At 51.0% G+C, this 17684-nt stretch carries 15 protein-coding genes; 13 read left to right on the forward strand and 2 right to left on the reverse strand.

The window, feature by feature from the left end; all coding sequences use genetic code 11:
• Positions 1 to 173: 173 nt before the first annotated feature.
• Positions 174 to 2276: a sulfatase-like hydrolase/transferase gene (locus tag AR333_RS10055; protein ID WP_068775241.1), complete on the reverse strand. Its 2103-nt coding sequence runs from the start codon at positions 2274 to 2276 to the stop codon at positions 174 to 176.
• Between the two features lie 212 nt (positions 2277 to 2488).
• Between AR333_RS10055 and AR333_RS10060 the strand changes: the two genes are divergently transcribed.
• The 12 genes from AR333_RS10060 to AR333_RS24600 all read left to right on the forward strand — a co-directional run bounded on the left by AR333_RS10060 (position 2489) and on the right by AR333_RS24600 (position 15296).
• Positions 2489 to 2662, forward strand: a complete 174-nt coding sequence (locus AR333_RS10060; RefSeq protein WP_068775242.1) for a cytochrome c oxidase subunit 2A — start codon at positions 2489 to 2491, stop codon at positions 2660 to 2662.
• Between the two features lie 65 nt (positions 2663 to 2727).
• A complete protein-coding gene (locus AR333_RS10065) occupies positions 2728 to 3198 on the forward strand; it encodes a cytochrome c oxidase subunit II (protein ID WP_068775243.1) in 471 nt (156 codons plus the stop codon).
• Positions 3199 to 3238: 40 nt separating this feature from the next.
• Positions 3239 to 4906, forward strand: coding sequence for a b(o/a)3-type cytochrome-c oxidase subunit 1 (locus AR333_RS10070; RefSeq protein ID WP_068775244.1), 1668 nt, complete (start codon positions 3239 to 3241; stop codon positions 4904 to 4906).
• A gap of 170 nt (positions 4907 to 5076) precedes the next feature.
• Positions 5077 to 6351, forward strand: a complete 1275-nt coding sequence (locus AR333_RS10075; RefSeq protein ID WP_068775245.1) for an FAD-binding oxidoreductase — start codon at positions 5077 to 5079, stop codon at positions 6349 to 6351.
• Positions 6352 to 6456: 105 nt separating this feature from the next.
• Positions 6457 to 7458, forward strand: a complete 1002-nt coding sequence (locus AR333_RS10080) for a Gfo/Idh/MocA family protein (RefSeq protein ID WP_068775246.1) — start codon at positions 6457 to 6459, stop codon at positions 7456 to 7458.
• The gene (locus AR333_RS10085; RefSeq protein ID WP_068775247.1) at positions 7455 to 8438 is read left to right on the forward strand and encodes a Gfo/Idh/MocA family protein; all 984 of its coding nucleotides are present in this window, start codon (positions 7455 to 7457) and stop codon (positions 8436 to 8438) included. Before AR333_RS10080 ends, AR333_RS10085 begins: the two co-directional genes overlap by 4 nt.
• 312 nt (positions 8439 to 8750) lie before the next feature.
• The gene (locus tag AR333_RS10090; protein ID WP_068775248.1) at positions 8751 to 9104 is read left to right on the forward strand and encodes a DUF1516 family protein; all 354 of its coding nucleotides are present in this window, start codon (positions 8751 to 8753) and stop codon (positions 9102 to 9104) included.
• A 75-nt stretch (positions 9105 to 9179) separates the two neighbouring features.
• The gene (locus tag AR333_RS10095) at positions 9180 to 9848 is read left to right on the forward strand and encodes a KinB-signaling pathway activation protein (RefSeq protein WP_084783592.1); all 669 of its coding nucleotides are present in this window, start codon (positions 9180 to 9182) and stop codon (positions 9846 to 9848) included.
• Between the two features lie 293 nt (positions 9849 to 10141).
• Positions 10142 to 12301, forward strand: coding sequence for a DNA topoisomerase III (locus tag AR333_RS10100; protein ID WP_068775249.1), 2160 nt, complete (start codon positions 10142 to 10144; stop codon positions 12299 to 12301).
• A 385-nt stretch (positions 12302 to 12686) separates the two neighbouring features.
• Positions 12687 to 13139: a DNA starvation/stationary phase protection protein gene (locus AR333_RS10110; protein WP_068775251.1), complete on the forward strand. Its 453-nt coding sequence runs from the start codon at positions 12687 to 12689 to the stop codon at positions 13137 to 13139.
• Positions 13140 to 13398: 259 nt separating this feature from the next.
• Complete coding sequence (locus AR333_RS10115; protein ID WP_068775252.1) at positions 13399 to 15075, forward strand: alpha/beta fold hydrolase; 1677 nt, start codon at positions 13399 to 13401, stop codon at positions 15073 to 15075.
• Between the two features lie 47 nt (positions 15076 to 15122).
• Positions 15123 to 15296, forward strand: coding sequence for a hypothetical protein (locus AR333_RS24600; protein ID WP_172798835.1), 174 nt, complete (start codon positions 15123 to 15125; stop codon positions 15294 to 15296).
• Here the strand turns inward: AR333_RS24600 and AR333_RS10120 are convergent.
• Positions 15289 to 16398, reverse strand: coding sequence for a nitronate monooxygenase family protein (locus tag AR333_RS10120; RefSeq protein WP_068775253.1), 1110 nt, complete (start codon positions 16396 to 16398; stop codon positions 15289 to 15291). The two genes, AR333_RS24600 and AR333_RS10120, sit on opposite strands and share 8 nt — an antisense overlap.
• A 265-nt stretch (positions 16399 to 16663) precedes the next feature.
• Here AR333_RS10120 and AR333_RS10125 point away from each other — a divergent pair, with 265 nt between their 5' ends.
• Positions 16664 to 17665, forward strand: a complete 1002-nt coding sequence (locus AR333_RS10125) for an NAD(P)H-quinone oxidoreductase (RefSeq protein ID WP_068775254.1) — start codon at positions 16664 to 16666, stop codon at positions 17663 to 17665.
• The last annotated feature ends 19 nt before the right edge of the window (positions 17666 to 17684 follow it).

Raw genomic sequence — 17684 nt, forward strand, 5'->3', positions numbered from 1 at the left:
CCAATGCAAAAACACCTCCAAAGTTGTCCTCCATATCTTACGACATGAAGCATTTTCTTGAAGGTGTTTTGTTTTGTCTCACATTACGGGGTCAGTCCCCTTCAACGAAGCAGGCGCCAAGTCTTTTTATTGAATCCATCCCGTCCCTTAAGAGGACCGTGATATGAGAATGATTATTTCAGAGATTCCATCTGCTTAACCGCTGTAGATTGGATCGGCAGGTTCTTCGAATCGATGACTTTTACTACAAAGTGATAAGGCTTCTCGGAATCCGATGCCAAGTCTTTAGGGATAACGGCACTGAGGGATTGCCGGTTCTCATAGGTTGTTTTGAGTGCTTTGTCGTTGAGATAAACGACACTGCTCGGTGCAAAATTCTTGCCTGAAATCTGTACGCTGGATTCTCCTCCGTTTCCGCCTGCCGTGTTCTGATGCAGAGGCGATACAGAATCGATAACCATCTCGCCGTACCCTAACGTGAATTTCGGGTTGATGATTTTATCCCGGAATCCGCCGAATGCGTATTGTTCTCCGAACAGGATATCATATTGCATCATCTGATATTCCTTGACATCCGCATCGCTAATGTTGAGCCGTTCATAATGATTGCGGGGCGGAATAACCGGGAATTTCTTGGACAAAGAGAAGAGATAGTCCGTATAAGGTGTCCCTTCACGTTTGGCCAGATCCAGAATATACGGTCCCAGGAATGCAGAACTGATATCAAGTTTATCTTGGTGCGCAGGCAAGTAATTATTCCATACAACGACCGGCAGTGTATACATTTTGTTCAGTACAGTTGCGGAGTCATCTGTGTCGCTTAAATATCCGGTATCTTTGTAGGCCTTAAAATTGTTGCCCATCGAGGGCAGATGATCTCCAAATAGGACAACGATCGTAGGCTCGCCCTTCTTCTCATAATGCTCGACCAGCATCTTGAGCGCTTCATCGGTATTACGGACTCCCTGAGCCAGAGATTCAAGCATTCCCTTGGTGTCTTCCGGGAAATCTCCGCTCACTTTGATCGAATTCTTAGCAAACTTGTCCGGTGTGAAAGGCGCATGGTTCTCCATCGTATTGGCGAAGACGAAATCAGGTCCGGCCGAAGTATCGGTCTGCTCGATGATCTTCTTCATGACGGCCTTATCCTGAAGATAGGGACCGTTATAATCCGCCTCGAAATATTCGCTGGAGATAAATTTCGAGAACCCGAAATTCTGATATACGTTCCGGCTGTTAAAGAACCAGTTGTGGAACGGGTTAACCGAGGCCGTCTGGTATCCTTGACGGGCGAGTATGCTCGCTAGAGAATCTACGCGACGGTTCATGTACTGGTTGTAAGCAATCGCGCCTTCCGGAAGGAAGCGGACTGTATTGCCTGATAAGACTTCGAACTCTACGTTCGCTGTACCGCCGCCGAACTGTGGCGACATCATATCCCCGCTTGAGTAATTCTTCTGCAGATGGTGGATGAACGGAACCGGATCTTCACTGAAGGTTACGTTCTTCATCCGTGTAGGATCCCAGAAAGCTTCACCCAGAATGACAATAATATTCGGTTTGACATTCGGGTCGATATTCGTGCGGCGTTCGACACGCTTCATGAAATTCTCCATGTTAGCCTGACTGTAGCCTTGGGGAGCATCGATAATAATCTGCTCAATGTTGAGAACGGTGGATAGCATGAAACCGTTCACTTTGTAGTTATCCGCCTGATTCCAAGGAATCGTCGAGATGTTCAGGGCTGATTTTACCGGGAATGGTTTATCCAGGTATACGCCTGCTGCAACAAGTACGGCAAGTACTCCAAGCACAATGTTCTCTTTCCAGCGGAAGCGGGCATGGGTCCAAGGAACAAAATAGAGCAGGGCCACGCTTGCCGCAAAGAATAGGACAATCCCGATGACTGTTTTAAAATCAAACAAGCCATTTAAATATTGAACGATATCGGTCGTTTCGCTGCTGAGGAACAAATCCCAGGGAAGCAGGGGAACACCGAGTATTTTAAATTTCACGCCGCTGATAAGACCGGCGACCAGGACGAACACGGACATAATCCAGAAAGAAATCCGGCTGCGGCCTGTCAAAGCGGTGAAAAACAGGAAAAGGCAGAAGATCACTACATAATTCAGCACCATTTCGCCTGGATTGCGTATGATCCATTCCAGAGTCGATGTTAAACTCCCCCGGTTTAAAAATTCAATAAAAATAACAAGTAGCACGGGCCAGACGAATAAGTGCAACCGACGGCTGATGATACGTACACCTTTCTGCATTACCAATCTCCTGTTCATGTAATTTACAAACATTTTACAACTGAATAACTATGCCATTATACCATGTAGGTCCCGGCCCTGAAAGAGATTTCCATGTAACAAAATCGTTACAATTTCATCATTCATTTGTGATTTTAATCACATGAGACCCCCATGCTCCAAGAGTAAGATAAAGCCAGTAAATACCTGTGATTGGAAAAGGGGGATGTAGGATGGCTGAGCTCATGCCTGCAAAGGGGAAACAGAAACCAAAAGCCCATGTGAAAGAGGGGGATACCGTTAAGGAGCCCGAACTGAAGGGTGCTTTTGCATCCGTAATGATCGTAGGTTTTTTCATTCTGATTACTTGGTTTGGCGTGTTTGCGCTGTTTCTGGCCCGCAATTAAGGAGTCCGCATACAGGCTGACTATTAAATGAAAGTTCACACTATTGTTGAAAAGAGGGAAGTCGCATGCACATTCATCGTCTCGAGAAAATATGGATCGGATTCGGGATTTCTATGCTGGTTGTCTTTTTATCCGTTATCGGGATTTCGGCATTTGCAATGGGGATGGACCCTCCAACGGGTCATTCGCACGGCATTGATCCGGCTAAAGTAGATTCGACAGCTCCATTCGACCAACCTGGACTGAAGCAGGTCGGCGAGAATGAATACGAGGCTGTCATGACGGCGTTCGCTTTCGGTTATGCACCGGATAATATGGAGATCCCCGCCGGGGCAACGGTTCATTTTACAATCACCAGTAAAGATGTCATTCACGGGTTCCAGATTCCGGGCACCAATGTCAACATGATGGTGCTTCCGGGAGAAATTAATCATCTGACGCATACGTTCGACAAACCGGGGACTTATCTCGTGCTCTGCAACGAATACTGCGGCGGAGCCCATGAATGGATGAAAACAACAATTATCGTGAAATAAAGGCTAGGCAGTCATGTCCGGTTGAAAGGATGATAGAGAAATGTCAACTACACAAACGGCCGCTTCGCCGGCCAAGGCCTATAGTCCCAAGGACGCCAAACTGGTGCTCGCCCATATCCTGTTCGCATTCGCTGCCCTGCTGCTCGGAGGGATCGCCGGTGTGCTTCAGGGTCTCGTACGCGGAGGGATGATCAAACTTCCTGCCGGAATCGGATATTACCAGCTGCTGACCGCACACGGTGTGCTGATGGCTTTAATATTTACGACTTTCTTCATTATAGGCTTCCTTTATTCCGGTATGTCAAAGACACTTGGAGGAGAGCTGCTGGCGCTGCCCCGCCGCCTCGGATGGCTCGGATTCGTGCTGATGGCGTCGGGTACGGTAATCGGAACGATTTTTATCCTGCTGAATAAAGCGACCGTCTTGTACACATTCTACGCGCCGCTCAAAGCCTCGCCGTATTTCTATATAGCCCTGACACTAATCGTGATCGGCAGCTGGATGAGCGGGCTTGGCATGTTTATGAACTACAGGTATTGGAAAAAAACTCACAAAGGCCAGATGTCTCCGCTGTTTTCCTTTATGGCCGTTATAGTGATGCTCCTGTGGCAGGTAGCGACAATAGGCGTAGCGGCCGAAGTTCTGCTGCAGCTGATACCTTGGTCGTTCGGATGGGTAGAAACCGTTAATGTGCTGCTCAGCCGTACACTGTTCTGGTATTTCGGCCATCCGCTGGTGTATTTCTGGCTGCTTCCCGCTTATATTTGCTGGTATGTCATTATTCCTAAAATCATCGGCGGCAAAATGTTCAGTGATGCGCTTGCCCGGTTGTCCTTTATTCTGTTCCTGCTGTTTTCGATTCCCGTCGGGTTCCATCATCAGCTTACGGAGCCGGGTATCAGCTCTTTCTGGAAGTACCTTCAGGTCGTGCTGACCTTCATGGTTATTGTGCCTTCCCTAATGACCGCGTTCTCGATGTTTGCCATGTTCGAGACGACAGGCCGCGCCAAGGGTGCCAAGGGGTTGTTCGGGTGGGTGAAGGTACTGCCTTGGAAGGATGTGCGTTTCTTCGCCCCCTTCATGGGTATGCTCATGTTCATTCCGGCCGGAGCTGGCGGTATCATTAATGCGAGTAATCAGATGAATCAAGTGGTTCACAATACGCTATGGGTAACCGGACATTTTCATCTGACCGTGGCCACCAGCGTGGCGCTGACCTTCTTCGGCATCACGTATTGGCTGATTCCTGCGATCACAGGCAGGCAGCTCACGCAGCGTCTGCACAAGCTTGGCATCTGGCAGACGGTAATCTGGAGCGCCGGCATGCTGGTGATGTCCGGTGCGATGCACGCAGTCGGACTTCTCGGCTCGCCGCGTCGTACTTCGTACACGACATACGATGATCATCCGGCTACTTTCCTGTGGATGCCGTATCATGTATCGATGGCGGTTGGGGGCATGATCGTTTTTGTCGCCGTCCTGCTTATGGTGTACAACATCATTGCCCTGCTCAGAGCGCCCAAAGGCGAGACGGAGTATCCGATCGCAGAGGTCCGGGATGCTTCCGAGCCTACACCGAAGCTATTCGAACGCTGGGGCTTATGGATCGGGGTTACCGTTGTCCTTATTCTGGTCGCTTATACGATTCCGGTTTCTCAGATGATCGGTGGAGATTCGCCTGGCTCTATCCCATTTGTGACTTGGTAATTGATCGGCCGAAAACGCGCTGCTTAGGCACAGGCGCCCAAATTAAGTCAGCAGCTAATCGTTAAGAAACCGTCCTCCATTATATGGAAGGCGGTTTTTTCCGTGTTGATAAAAGTTCAATAACGGGTAATGACCACTATCATTTACCTTACATAAAGGAGCCGAGTACGATGGATCTTGTTACTGGACATACCTATTGGCCACATACACTTGAGAAGAAACCCGTTTACCCTGCCGTAGAAGAAGATTTGGAGTGCGATGTTCTCGTCATAGGGGGAGGAATGGCTGGTGCCATGAGTTCGTATATGCTGCATAAGAGCGGCTTGGACACAATTCTGGTAGACGGGACTACAGTAGCGGGAGGAAGCTCTAGCGCCAATACGGGGCTGATTCAGTTTTTTAATGATAAAACGTTAACAAGCTGTATTCATACATATGGAGAACAGAACGGTGTTACTTTCTATAAACTGTGTGAAGAAGCAGTAAATACACTGGCGGATATTATGACGCTAGAGAATATCGAAGGGGCGGTCACCCGTAGAGAATCTCTCTATTTAGCTTCTTCTGATTCCGACTTGTCTATGTTAAAAGAAGAATACGATAACCTCCGGAAATACGGGTTTGATGTCGAGTTCTGGGAAGCGGCAGACTTAGCCGATAAATTTTCATTCACCAAGCCCGGGGCAATTTTTGCAAAAGGAGATGCGGCGCTTAATCCGTTCAGATGTGTTCATGGTCTCGTGTCGTCCTCCGCCTCCAGTGGGATGCGAGTCTACGAACATACCAGAATCGAATCAAGGAAGGATACGGAAGAAGGGATTGTATTCTATACGAAAGACCGTCACCGCATCCGTGCGAAGCATGCAGTCTACGCGACAGGGTATGAAACCCAGGAAATGAAACCGAATGCGAATGCTAAACTGCTTACCTCGTATGCCCTTGTGACGGAGCCGCTGCCGGAGATCACAAACTGGTACAGGGAATGTATGATTTGGGAGACCGCAAGACCTTATCTGTATATGCGCACAACGGATGACAACCGGATTGTGATCGGCGGAGAGGATGAGCCTATGATGGGGGAGCATGACCGGATAAATCGTCTTCCGGTGAAGCAGAAGCTTCTCCTGGATCAGGCAAGAGCTATGTTTCCCCATTTGGATCTGCGCGTCGCCTATGCGTGGTCCGCTGTTTTCGGTGAAACGCATGACGGGTATCCTCTGATCGGTAGCCAGCCTGAATTTCCGAACAGCACGTTTGCCTTAATATATGGCGGCAATGGCGCCGTTTACGCAACGATAGCGGCGGATATCATCAAACGTAAGCTGTGTGGAGAAGAGCCTCATCCTGCAGCCCATTATTTCCGGTTTAACCGGCCGAGCCGTACCCTCCCTTTCACAATTAGCAGAGAACGGAAGGAAGCACCTTCTGCAGCGGGGAAAGCTTAAAAAGTAAACTAGTTATTTGGGTCATGTTATGGTCGGCTCCAATCCGCTATAATAAAGGGGAGCTGCTGTCAGCCCAGATTCTTACTAGTGAGAGGAGTACCGGACATGAAAGTCGCCGTAATCGGCTGTGGAACAATGGGAACCGTGCATATTAGGGATCTCTATAAGCTTCCCGGCATAGAACTAACAGGAGTATGCGATCTCGATTTGAAAACGGCCCAATCCTTAGCCGAAGGTACCGATGCCCAAGCTTTCGCTTCATTCGAAGAAATGATGGCGGAAGTAGAGGCCGATGTGATCAACGTATGCCTCCCGACTTATCTTCACAAGGAATATGTAATGAAAGCTGCGGATCTAGGCAAGCATGTGATCTGTGAGAAACCGATTGCGTTGAATCTTGCGGATGCCGAAGAAATGATCGCGCACTGCGAGAGCAGAGGGGTCCGGTTATTTGTCGGACACGTGGTCCGGTTTTTCCCTGATTATGCGGATCTTCATGCCAAAATTGAAGCGGGTGTCATCGGAGAACCTGGAGTTGCACACTTTAAGCGTATCGGTTCTCACCCCGGTATGGCAAAAGCCTGGTACAACGACGAAGAGAAAAGCGGCGGAATCCTGATGGATCTGATGATTCATGACATTGATTTTGCCCGCTGGTCGTTTGGGGAAGTCAAGGAAGTGTACGCGATGAGCCACCGTTCGCAAGCGAAAGAGTATGCGCTGGTTACACTGCGCTTTGTAAACGGTACCATTGCGAACCTGGAAGCCCATTGGGGGTATCCGGGAGCTTTCACAACGTCGACAGAGTTCTCAGGTTCAGCGGGAATCCTGCGCTCGAACAGCCGCGATTCCGGCTCCCTTCAGCTTGTCCGGTCGACTATAAGCAGGAGTGCCCTGGCGGGTGTCCAGGTACCGGGAAGCCCTTCCTATCACGATCCATATTACTATGAACTGGAGCATTTCTTAACGAGTATCAAGAATAACAATCAGTCCGTTGTGACTGCACGCGATGCGTACCACGCGATTGAGATTGCGCTGGCAGCCAAAGAATCAGCACGCTCCGGCCGGCCTGTGCAAATCGCATCGAAAGGGGGCGTACCCGTATGAGTAAGCTCCGTATCGGTATGATTTCATTTGCACATAGTCATGCTTTTTCATACTTAAACGCACTTTTATCGATCCCTGAGGTTGAAGTAGCAGGGATAGCCGATGAAGAGAAGAACCGTGTCCAGAAGGTGCTGGACCAGCATGCCATTCCTTATTTTGCAGACTACCGCGATCTGCTGAAATCCGATCTGGATGCCGTTGTCATCTGCTCGGAGAATTCACGCCACGCGGAGCTGACGCTGGCCGCAGCCGAAGCAGGCAAGCATATCTTGTGCGAGAAGCCGCTTGGAATTAGCGTCTCCGAAATGGAAGCAATGATAGAGGGATGCAGACGCAGCGGCGTACAGCTCATGACCGCATTCCCCTGCCGGTATATACCGGCAGTCGTGCAGGCCAAAGAAGCGATAGACCGCGGCGAGATCGGAGAGATCATTGCGATCAAAGGAACGAACCGGGGCAGTATGCCCGGAGGCTGGTTTATCGACAAGAAGCTTTCAGGCGGCGGGGCGGTTTTTGATCACACGGTCCATGTGATGGATCTCATGCACTGGTTCCTTGGAGCGGAAGTAACGGAAGTTTTTGCGTATGCCGATACGAGGTTTAACGATATTGAGATTGATGATGCGGGAATGGTGCATGTTAAATTCGACAATGGCGTATTTGCGGTATTAGATCCAAGCTGGTCCCGCAAACCTGTGTTTCCTACCTGGGGAGATGTCACGATGGAAATTACAGGGACCAAGGGTGTCTTGAGCATTGATTCATTCGCACAGAAGAACGAGGTGTACAGCGTTCAAGCGGGCAAAGGCCAGTGGAGTTATTGGGGCGACAATATGGACAAGTATCTGGTCCGCGGTTTTGTCGATGCCCTGCTAAGAGGCGAGCCTGTACCGATTAGCGGCGAGGACGGTATGAAATCGGCTGCCGTGGGATTAGCGGCATACGAATCCGCCCGCAGAGGCGAGCCTGTGAAACTATAGTCCGAACAGAAATGCCTCCGGTTATAACTCGTCAAGCATGAACCCAATGCTTATCAGTACCGGAGGCTTTCTTTTACGTTAAAAAAAGAAAAAAGTTCTTGTTTTTTCCAACGGCCTATTCTGCTATCTCTTATATTTATTACGCGTTTTACAGGCAGCTGCGGGTTTGTGAACACTTTTCGACACTGCCGCTCATATGAACGGACTGTTTACTTTACGTGCTTGTAATAAAAATCACTGCTTGTTATGATAAAAGCGTTACGCTTTACCACGGTAACCTTTCAAGTACATATTGACTATGGAGGAATTCACATGTCAGACAAGTTGCTTAACATTTTTGTGCAGTCACATGCGGGATCATGGGCATTTATCGTTATCCTGTTTATCGTGAGTGCGATTTTCTACCGGCAAAAAATCACACCTATGATCCTGCGCCTGTTCTACTTAATCATGGTTGTATCCGGTGTTGGTATGCTGATCGGATATAGCTTCCCTGCAAAATATGTGGTCAAAGGAATTATTGCCATCGTTGTGATCGGTCTGATGGAAATGATTCTGGGACGCATGAAAAGAGGACAAGGAAGAGAATCTTCCACGAAGATCTTGTTTGCAGTCTGGGCCGTTCTAATTATCACCGTAATCATGATGGGCTTCGGAATATTCTAATCCGCGATTTTCGGGAACCGTCCTTGCTTGTGCAGAAGGGCGGTTTTGCCCTGTTAGAAGAAGGAGAAGAGGCAGATGTTGAAATCCATATTATTCCTGTTCTGGACCACGATGCTGGGTGGGGTTGTGCTGGGGCTTCTTACTTGGGGAGTAGGCAGAACCGTTTTCAGTGATTTTGTGTCAATGGACGTCGCGGTTAGCGGTGCGAGTGAGATCGGGATGATCATCCTGGCGACACTGACGATGTGTCTGATTAGTGTGGTCGGCTATGTCGGCTATTTAATGACGAATTACTATATGATTGGAATCCTCAGAAGCAGGAAAGGAGCATGGTCCGGACTGCAGCTGTTCTTTATCGCACTGGCGATCGCTAACTTATTCTTCCTGAGATACAAAGAATTTGCCGAAGGCCATGAAAGCCTGGGAATGTACCTGGGAATTCCGGTACTTATTATTGCAGCCGGTCTGATTATCTCTCAGATCAAAGTATCTCTTACAAATTCGCATGCAAGAATACCGACGCTATTCTTCATCATTGTCGTGACGAGCCTGGAAATGCTGCCTGCTTTCAGTATTTCGGATTTATCCTCGCTTCTTTATGTCGCCATCGTTCTGTTGGGCTGTAATGCTTGGCAAATCCTTATCTTCCATAAGCTTACAAACAAGACTGGTGCAGGGGCCAAGGCACCTGCGAATACATCGGCCAAGAACCCGTCCAAACGTCCTTCTGCTAAAAAGGCCTAGCCGATTTCTGAATAAACTGTTCAGCCCCGCCTGTTAAGGCGGGGCTTTTATTTAATGCAGGCGGATTGTCCGGTAGGCAACCGCGATGTATGCAGGTCTCTAAACGGAAGTTTCCTGGCTGCTGCGGGAATGGAGAAGCATGGAGAAGCGCAGTTATGGAGGAAGCGGCCTGGAAATTCCCCCGGCTGTTGACTTGCAGTCCCTAACATTCTTAGAATAGATAGATAATGAAATCCAGTATGCAGCGGCTTAAGGCAGGGCTGTTTTTCTGACAAAGGAGACAGGAGAGACACATGGGCAAATCACTCGTACTGGCCGAAAAACCGAGCGTCGCCAAAGAAATCGCGCGCGTTCTCGGTTGCGGGCAGAAGCATAAATCGTATTTTGAAGGACCCAAGCATGTTGTTACCTGGGCACTCGGCCATCTTGTAGGACTGGCGGAGCCCGAAGATTATGATACGAAGTACCAGAAATGGAACCTGGAGGATCTTCCGATTATTCCGGGACGCATGAAACTGAAAGTACTGAAGGAAACTTCACATCAATACCGGGCTATTGCCGATCTTGCCAAACGTAAAGATCTGAGCGAGCTTATCATTGCCACGGATTCGGCCCGTGAAGGAGAACTGGTAGCGCGCTGGATCATGGAGATGATCCGGTGGAATAAGCCTTATCACCGCCTGTGGATATCGTCTCAGACAGATAAGGCGATCCGTGATGGCTTCGCGAATCTGAAGCCCGGCAAGCAATACGACCGCCTGTACGAGTCGGCGGTTTGCCGTGCCGAGGCCGATTGGCTGATCGGCCTCAATGTGACACGCGCGCTGACGAGCAAGTATGAGGCGCAGCTGTCGGCCGGACGCGTCCAGACCCCGACGCTGGCTATGATCATGGACCGCGAGCAGGAAATCCGCAATTTCCGTTCGGCCGAGTACTGGACGGTACAAGCGGATTTCGGCGCGTTCCGCGGGACGTGGCGCCAGCGCTCCGGAGAGAGCCGGATCTTCGACCGTGACCGGGTGGATGCGCTCGTGCAGCAGGTCTCCGGCAAGAACGGCACCGTGTCTTCCGTTAAGAAGACGGAACGGACAGAGCCTCAGCCGCTCGCTTATGACTTGACGGAGCTGCAGCGTGACGCGAACCGTCGCTTCGATTTCTCGGCGAAGCATACGCTGTCCGTCCTGCAGCGGCTGTACGAGCAGTATAAACTCGTCACTTACCCGCGGACGGACTCCCGCCACCTGACGAGCGATATGGTGAGTACGCTCCAAGAGCGTGTGCAGTCGGTAGCGGTGGGGCCTTACGCTCCGCTGGCGAAACCGCTGCTCAGGGGTGCTCTGCCGGTATCCCGGCGGATTGTAGACGATGCGAAGGTGACGGATCACCACGCGATTATCCCGACCGATGAGTATGTAAATCTGTCGGCACTCTCCGCGGATGAGCGCAAACTGTACGATCTGATCGTCCGGCGTTTCCTGGCGCTGTTTTATCCGGCTGCCCGGTACGAGGTGACCTCGATGATCCTAGACGTCGAGGGGGAGCCGTTCCATGTGTCGGGACGGATCGTCAAGGAACTAGGCTGGCGCGGTGTCTACGGATCGGGTACAGCAGCTGATTCCGGCAGTGAGGACGGGGACGATGACTATGTGGATGAAGACGACCGGAAGGCCTCTCAGCAGGAACTGCCGGAACTCGCCGCCGGCGACCGTATCGAAGCCGTCCGCTGCCGGATCGGCAGTCATCGCACCCAGCCTCCGAAGCGTCACACGGAGGCTACGCTGCTCACCCAGATGGAGAAGCATCATCTGGGGACGCCTGCCACGCGCGCCGAGATTATCGAGAAGCTGGTCAGCTCGGATACGATCGAGCGGGAGGGCGGCGCTTTGCACCCGACAGGCAAGGGTACGCAGCTGATCGAGCTGGTCGCCAAGGAGCTGCGCTCACCCGAGCTGACGGCTAAATGGGAGCAGGAGCTGGAAGATATCGCGCGGGGACGCGGCAAGACCGAGACGTTCATCGGCGGGATCCGCGAGATGACCAAGCAGCTTGTCCAAGGGGTAAGATCCAATGAAGCGGAATACAAACCGCATAATCTGACGAACAGCCGGTGCCCGGAATGCGGCGAAAGACTTATGGAACGTAAAAGTAAACGCGGCAAAATGCTCGTATGCGCGAACCGCGAGTGTGAGTACAGACGCTCTGCCGAGAAACAGCTGACAAACCGCAGATGCCCGCAATGCCACAAGAAAATGGAAATGAAAACAGGGAAAGCTGGAAAATACGTTCAGTGTCTGCCCTGTAATGTCGTGGAGGTCCTCGGGGAAAGTACAGGCCGTGTTGCCAAACATCAGCAGCAGAAGCTGGTGAAGCAGTACAGCAAACAGGAGAATCTCGGTTCGAGCCTGGGGGATGCCCTCAAAGCCGCTCTTTCCAAACAGGACGGGGAGAGTTGACAGAATTGAAAGCCTGTATTGTAAATGGCTTTTTCGATAGAAATGTAAGCTTGGTAACAAAATACTGCATAGACGGCCGCATCCCGGCCAAAGAACGGAGATCCATGCGGATCTCCGTTCTTTGTTTGCTGCCGCGGATAAACAAGGGGAGAATTTCTTTCGCGACAGATGATCTGCCGGCAAACAATATGCGGTAAGGATGTGGAATAACAATATTTCCAGATTAGTGGGGGAGCGTTCGTCACACGAGGGGTTCAATACCAATCTATCTTATTTAGAATTATTATAAATTAGTATTGATTATAATTAAGCCGTCTGTTATAGTAAGTATATAAGAAATGAGCAATACAAGATGTGATCATTCATACACGGAGGTTGATCCACGATGACAACGATGACAACTATAACGACAAACCAACACTTAATTAAACTGACTGCCGACTGGAATCTATTCTCCATGAAACTACGCCATTATCACTGGAATGTAAAAGGTCCTCACTTTTATACGCTGCATGCGAAGTTTGAGGAATTATATAATGAAGCGGGCCAATATGTGGATGAATTCGCGGAGCGCGTTCTTGCACTGGGCGGTAAGCCGATCGGAACGTACGGCGAGACTCTCAAAGAAACCCGCCTGAAAGAAGCTTCCGGTAAGGAATCTTTCGAAGAAATGGTAGCTGCCATCCGTGAGGATTTCATTCAAATGGTTGCCTTTTTGCAAGAAGGCATTGAAACCGCGCAGCAGGATAATGACGAACCGACCGCAGATATGCTAATTGGAACTCAAGGTAACCTGCAGAAGCATATCTGGATGCTTGGAGCTTTTCTGGACGCCTAAAATCCAAGTCCGTTAATACTAGAGAATAGACAGATTCCGGAACGGGGTCTGTCTTTTTGTATGCTTATCTAGATGAAGACCGCCTCTTGAACCCCTTCTGCAGCGTAAGACTAGCAGCCGGCCTGAGACTCCGGGCCCTAGCTGTCTATTACGTTTATGTTATACTAGAAAGCGGAAGAAAAATATGGAACCGAATAGATTTCCATCTTCCTTACCATTATCATTCCGACTATATCATTACTACTATCAGGGGGATTCTATGAAGAAAATCTTGCCAGTATGGCGAACTGCTGCACTTGCCTCATTTTTGCTTGCTTCTCTAGCTCCTGCCGCACCCGCAGTTCTTGCGAATTCACCGGCAACGTTACAGTCTGCCGCTCATGCGGATTCAGCACTCGTGCCTCTGCGTCTTCTGAGTGAAACCGCAGGAGCAAGTGTGACCTGGAATCAGGATGACCGGACGGTTACGATCTCCAAGGGCAGTGACAAGATTATTTTGACGATTGATCAGAAAACCGCCGTTGTGAATGGCGAGAAGGTTGATTTGGACAATGCTGTACAAATCGTGAAAGACAAAACTGTCGTGCCGCTCGGGTTCTTTAAGAAAGTGTTACATACATCTGTATCGTGGGATCTACATAAGAATGAACTGGTTCTGCCGGCAGGGGATCTGGAGGCCAAAGCGAACGCTTTTGTCAGCTATTTGAACCAGGGGGAAAGCCAGCCGGCATACGCGATGTTTAATGAGGACCTCCGGAAAAGTCTGAATGAGAACAAACTTAGCTACTACTGGTCCTATTTTGCCAGCGTATATGGTGAAATGAAGGGGCAGAGCCAATCGGGCAAGGAAAAAAACTCCGTCCACGATAACGTGTACCTGACTTATGAAACGGAGAGCAGCTATCCTTTCCAGGTCACGGTCCGTTTCGACGACAACAGCCAGATCAATGATTTGTTTATTCCGCAGTACTATTTGCCGAGTAATTATGTCAAGCCGGCCTATGATAACCCAGCGGCCTATACCGAGAAGGAAGTGAAAATCGGAGAAGGCAAGCTGGCGCTTCCGGGGACGCTAACTCTGCCTAGCACTGCAGGTCCGCATCCGGTCATCGTGCTTGTGCATGGCTCAGGCTCTAATGACCGCGATGAGACGATGGGTTCATCGAAACTGTTCCGTGATCTTTCCGTCGGACTGGCCGCGCAAGGAATCGGAACTTTGCGTTATGAGAAAGTCACACGCGAACATCCGTTTAAATCGCAGAAACCTGATTTTACGGTACAGGATGAAACGGTAAACGATGCCGTTTACGCGATTAACATGCTCGCACAAACCGAAGGCATTGATCCTAGACAGATCTATGTAGCAGGTCACAGTCAAGGAGGGATGCTGGTTCCCCGTATCATTGAGTCGGACAAGGAGAATCATATAGCTGGCGCTGTCGTTCTGGCCGGTCCTACGAATTCGATAGAAGATGTCGTACTGGAGCAATCCAAGTATCAGCTGAAGATTGCCAAGGAACTGGGTACGGATACGGCTGCTCTGGAGCAGCAAGTAACTTTCTGGGAAAGTCAGGTTAAACTGATCAAAGATCCGAAGTACTCTACGACGAATCTTCCTGCAGAACTGCAGCTCGGCAACACTTACTGGTGGATGGACTTCCGCAACTATTCCGCATCCGCTATTGCCAAGAACCAGAAAACTCCAATGCTTATTCTGCAAGGGGATAATGATTCCCAGGTGTTGTCCTATCATCTGGATAAATGGAAAGAAGCTCTCAAAGAGCGTACGAACGTACAGTATAAAATGTATCCGAAAGTGAACCATGTCTTCACGGAGTACGATCAGAAATCAACGGGAGCGGAGTACAGCCTTCCGGCGAACGCTCCGGAAGTTCTTATCCATGATATTGCGGATTGGGTCAAAAAAAGTAAATAAGCCCGCGCAAGTTCCGTTCGTTTAAAAGTTGTGTGAGTTTTGTTTTTGTGAGGGAAGTTAGAAAAAAAGAAAAGCCGTCAGCCGCTATTATCGGGTCGACGGCTTTTTTGCCGTTTCAGTGGGTGGCGGATGTCCGGCAAATTGCCGGGCTTGTATCGAATCAGTTGAACTCAATCGGAGTCACGTTATGCTGGGCGAGACCGTATGATCCGTCTATGTGAAACGCTGCAAGCGGGATAGAACTTGATCCGCCTCGCCTATTAGCCGCGCTATCAATTCGGCGGCGGTGGTCTTCAGAGCTAACGGGGAGGCTTGGCCCGCCCACATAGCCATATAGTCCGGGTTGCCGGCTTTGGCCGCCGCGCGCCGAATCTCTTGGGTGAGTGCGTTCTGCGCCGGATAGCCCGGAAGCTGCCCGGCCAGCGGCTCCAGCTCCTCCAGCAGGCGGCTGCGAATGCCGCGGGCATACTTGCCGGAGACAGCGCGCGATAGCATCGTTGACTCATCGGACGATCCCAGGACCGCTGCCTTATGCGCGGGATGTGCGCCGCTCTCGGTACAGGTGAGGAAGGCCGTGCCGAACTGTACGCCTTCGGCGCCGAGTGCAAGGGCGGCAGCGATGCCCCGGCCGTCCATGATGCCGCCGGATGCGATGACGGGTACTTGTACGCTGTCGGCGATTTGCGGCACGAGCGCCATCGTGCCGATCAGCGGCGGCTCGCCCTCACCGGGGAAAGTACCCCGGTGGCCGCCCGCTTCCGCGCCTTGCGCGACGATGGCGTCAACGCCCGCCTGCTGAAGCAGCAGAGCTTCACGCACGGTGGTCGCGGTGCCGATAGTGCGGATGCCGAGTCTCGTACACTCGGCAAGAGTATCCGTACCCGGCGCGTCGAAGGTGGAGCTGAATACCGGTACCCGCTCGTCCAGCAGGACGGCGAGTTGATCCCGGTAGGATTCGCTCCACACGGCCGGCGGCCCGTCCTCGCGGACGTTCAGACGCTCACGCAGCGGTGCGAGAAGATGCCAAGCGCTGTCCGCTTGGGCTCTTTGCTGCGCTTCACCGGGAGCTCGCTCCGGCTCTTGCAGGATAAAAAGATTGACCGCAAAAGGTCGCGCGGTCAGCTCGCGTATGTCGCGGATCGCCTGGCGGATGGCTTCCGGAGACATGTATCCTGCGCCCAAGGTGCCAAGTCCTCCCGCTTCGGATACAGCCGCTACCAGAGCGGGTGTTGTTGTGCCGCCCGCCATACCGGCTTGGATAATCGGGTATTCTAATTGGAATAGCCGGCACAATCGGTTCGTTGATTTACTGGATGTCTGCATGAGAAGAAACCCTCTCTTTCATCTGGTAATTGAATTGAAACCTTCCGTCAGTTAGATTCATTATACGCCGAATCAGGGAATTAGACTTTTTCTATCCAGCTTATTATGCAGAAAATAGGAACGGTTAGCTGATTCCGGCAACGGACATCATAAAGGACTCAAAAGTCCGCTGAGCCTGCGCCGGCAAGCATTTGATACCTGCGCATGGTATACTAGTTCTTAATGTCTAGTTCTTAATGTTTATCAACCCAGAGGAGTGAGCCCGATGAAGGCGGTACATATCAAACAATTTGGCGGTACAGAGGAGCTGTATATCGGGGAAAGTCCAGAACCTGTCGCAGGTGACGGGGAATTACTTATACAGGTAAAAGCGGCCGGGCTCAACAGGGCCGATATCTTACAGCGATCAGGCAAATATCCGGCCGTTCCGGGTGAATCCGATATACTTGGCCTCGAAATAGCGGGTGTCGTGATAGGAGTCGGCTCCGGCGTAACCGGCTGGCGTGAAGGGGAGCGTATATGTGCGCTGCTTCCCGGAGGAGGTTATGCGGAGCGTGTGGCGATTCCCGCGGGGATGGCGATGCGTCTGCCCGCCGGCCTCAGCTATGCGGAAGGCGCGGCAATTCCTGAAGCTTTCCTGACCGCCTACTTGAACCTCGTGCAGCTTGGAGGTATCCAGGAGAAAGACTACGTGCTCATCCATGCGGGTGCGAGCGGAGTCGGTACGGCCGCCATCCAGCTGGCCCGTGAATATGGCGCTCGCGTGCTTGTGACAGCCGGTTCCGAGGAGAAGCTCCTGTACTGCCAGGAGCTGGGGGCAGATTCCGGCTGGAACTACCGCCAAGGCTCATTTGTGCCATGGCTTATGGAAACCACGCACGGTCACGGGAGTGACCTGGTGCTTGATCTCGTCGGCGCTTCTTATTTTGCCGATCATCTGGCCAGCGCGGCCGTCGGGGGCCGCATTATCCTGGTCGGGATGACCGGAGGCTCCAAAGTGCCGATGGATAAATTCGACCTGAATCCGCTGCTTATGAAGCGGATCTCGATCATCGGCTCCACGCTTCGCAGCCGGAGCCGGGAAGACAAAATCCGTCTGACTCAGCACTTCTGGCGGAGCATGGGTCCTAAGTTTGCGGATGGCAGCATTTACCCTGTCATTGACCGGATTTTCCCTTGGAGCCATGTGAGGGATGCGCATGAAATGATGGAGGCAAATGCCAACAAAGGCAAGATTATTCTGGATATTACCGCGGATGCGGAATAAATAAGAAAAAAGCAAACAA

It is taken from the genome of Paenibacillus sp. FJAT-26967 (genome assembly GCF_001541095.1).
Lineage (GTDB): Bacteria > Bacillota > Bacilli > Paenibacillales > NBRC-103111 > Paenibacillus_F.

Bases quoted from the DNA above. Each gene is read 5' to 3' on its own strand.
- AR333_RS10055 (WP_068775241.1), bottom strand. From the start codon at position 2,276: ATGCAGAAAGGTGTACGTATCATCAGCCGTCGGTTGCACTTATTCGTC.
- AR333_RS10060 (WP_068775242.1), top strand. From the start codon at position 2,489: ATGGCTGAGCTCATGCCTGCAAAGGGGAAACAGAAACCAAAAGCCCAT.
- AR333_RS10065 (WP_068775243.1), top strand. From the start codon at position 2,728: ATGCACATTCATCGTCTCGAGAAAATATGGATCGGATTCGGGATTTCT.
- AR333_RS10070 (WP_068775244.1), top strand. From the start codon at position 3,239: ATGTCAACTACACAAACGGCCGCTTCGCCGGCCAAGGCCTATAGTCCC.
- AR333_RS10075 (WP_068775245.1), top strand. From the start codon at position 5,077: ATGGATCTTGTTACTGGACATACCTATTGGCCACATACACTTGAGAAG.
- AR333_RS10080 (WP_068775246.1), top strand. From the start codon at position 6,457: ATGAAAGTCGCCGTAATCGGCTGTGGAACAATGGGAACCGTGCATATT.
- AR333_RS10085 (WP_068775247.1), top strand. From the start codon at position 7,455: ATGAGTAAGCTCCGTATCGGTATGATTTCATTTGCACATAGTCATGCT.
- AR333_RS10090 (WP_068775248.1), top strand. From the start codon at position 8,751: ATGTCAGACAAGTTGCTTAACATTTTTGTGCAGTCACATGCGGGATCA.
- AR333_RS10095 (WP_084783592.1), top strand. From the start codon at position 9,180: ATGTTGAAATCCATATTATTCCTGTTCTGGACCACGATGCTGGGTGGG.
- AR333_RS10100 (WP_068775249.1), top strand. From the start codon at position 10,142: ATGGGCAAATCACTCGTACTGGCCGAAAAACCGAGCGTCGCCAAAGAA.
- AR333_RS10110 (WP_068775251.1), top strand. From the start codon at position 12,687: ATGACAACGATGACAACTATAACGACAAACCAACACTTAATTAAACTG.
- AR333_RS10115 (WP_068775252.1), top strand. From the start codon at position 13,399: ATGAAGAAAATCTTGCCAGTATGGCGAACTGCTGCACTTGCCTCATTT.
- AR333_RS10120 (WP_068775253.1), bottom strand. From the start codon at position 16,398: ATGCAGACATCCAGTAAATCAACGAACCGATTGTGCCGGCTATTCCAA.
- AR333_RS10125 (WP_068775254.1), top strand. From the start codon at position 16,664: ATGAAGGCGGTACATATCAAACAATTTGGCGGTACAGAGGAGCTGTAT.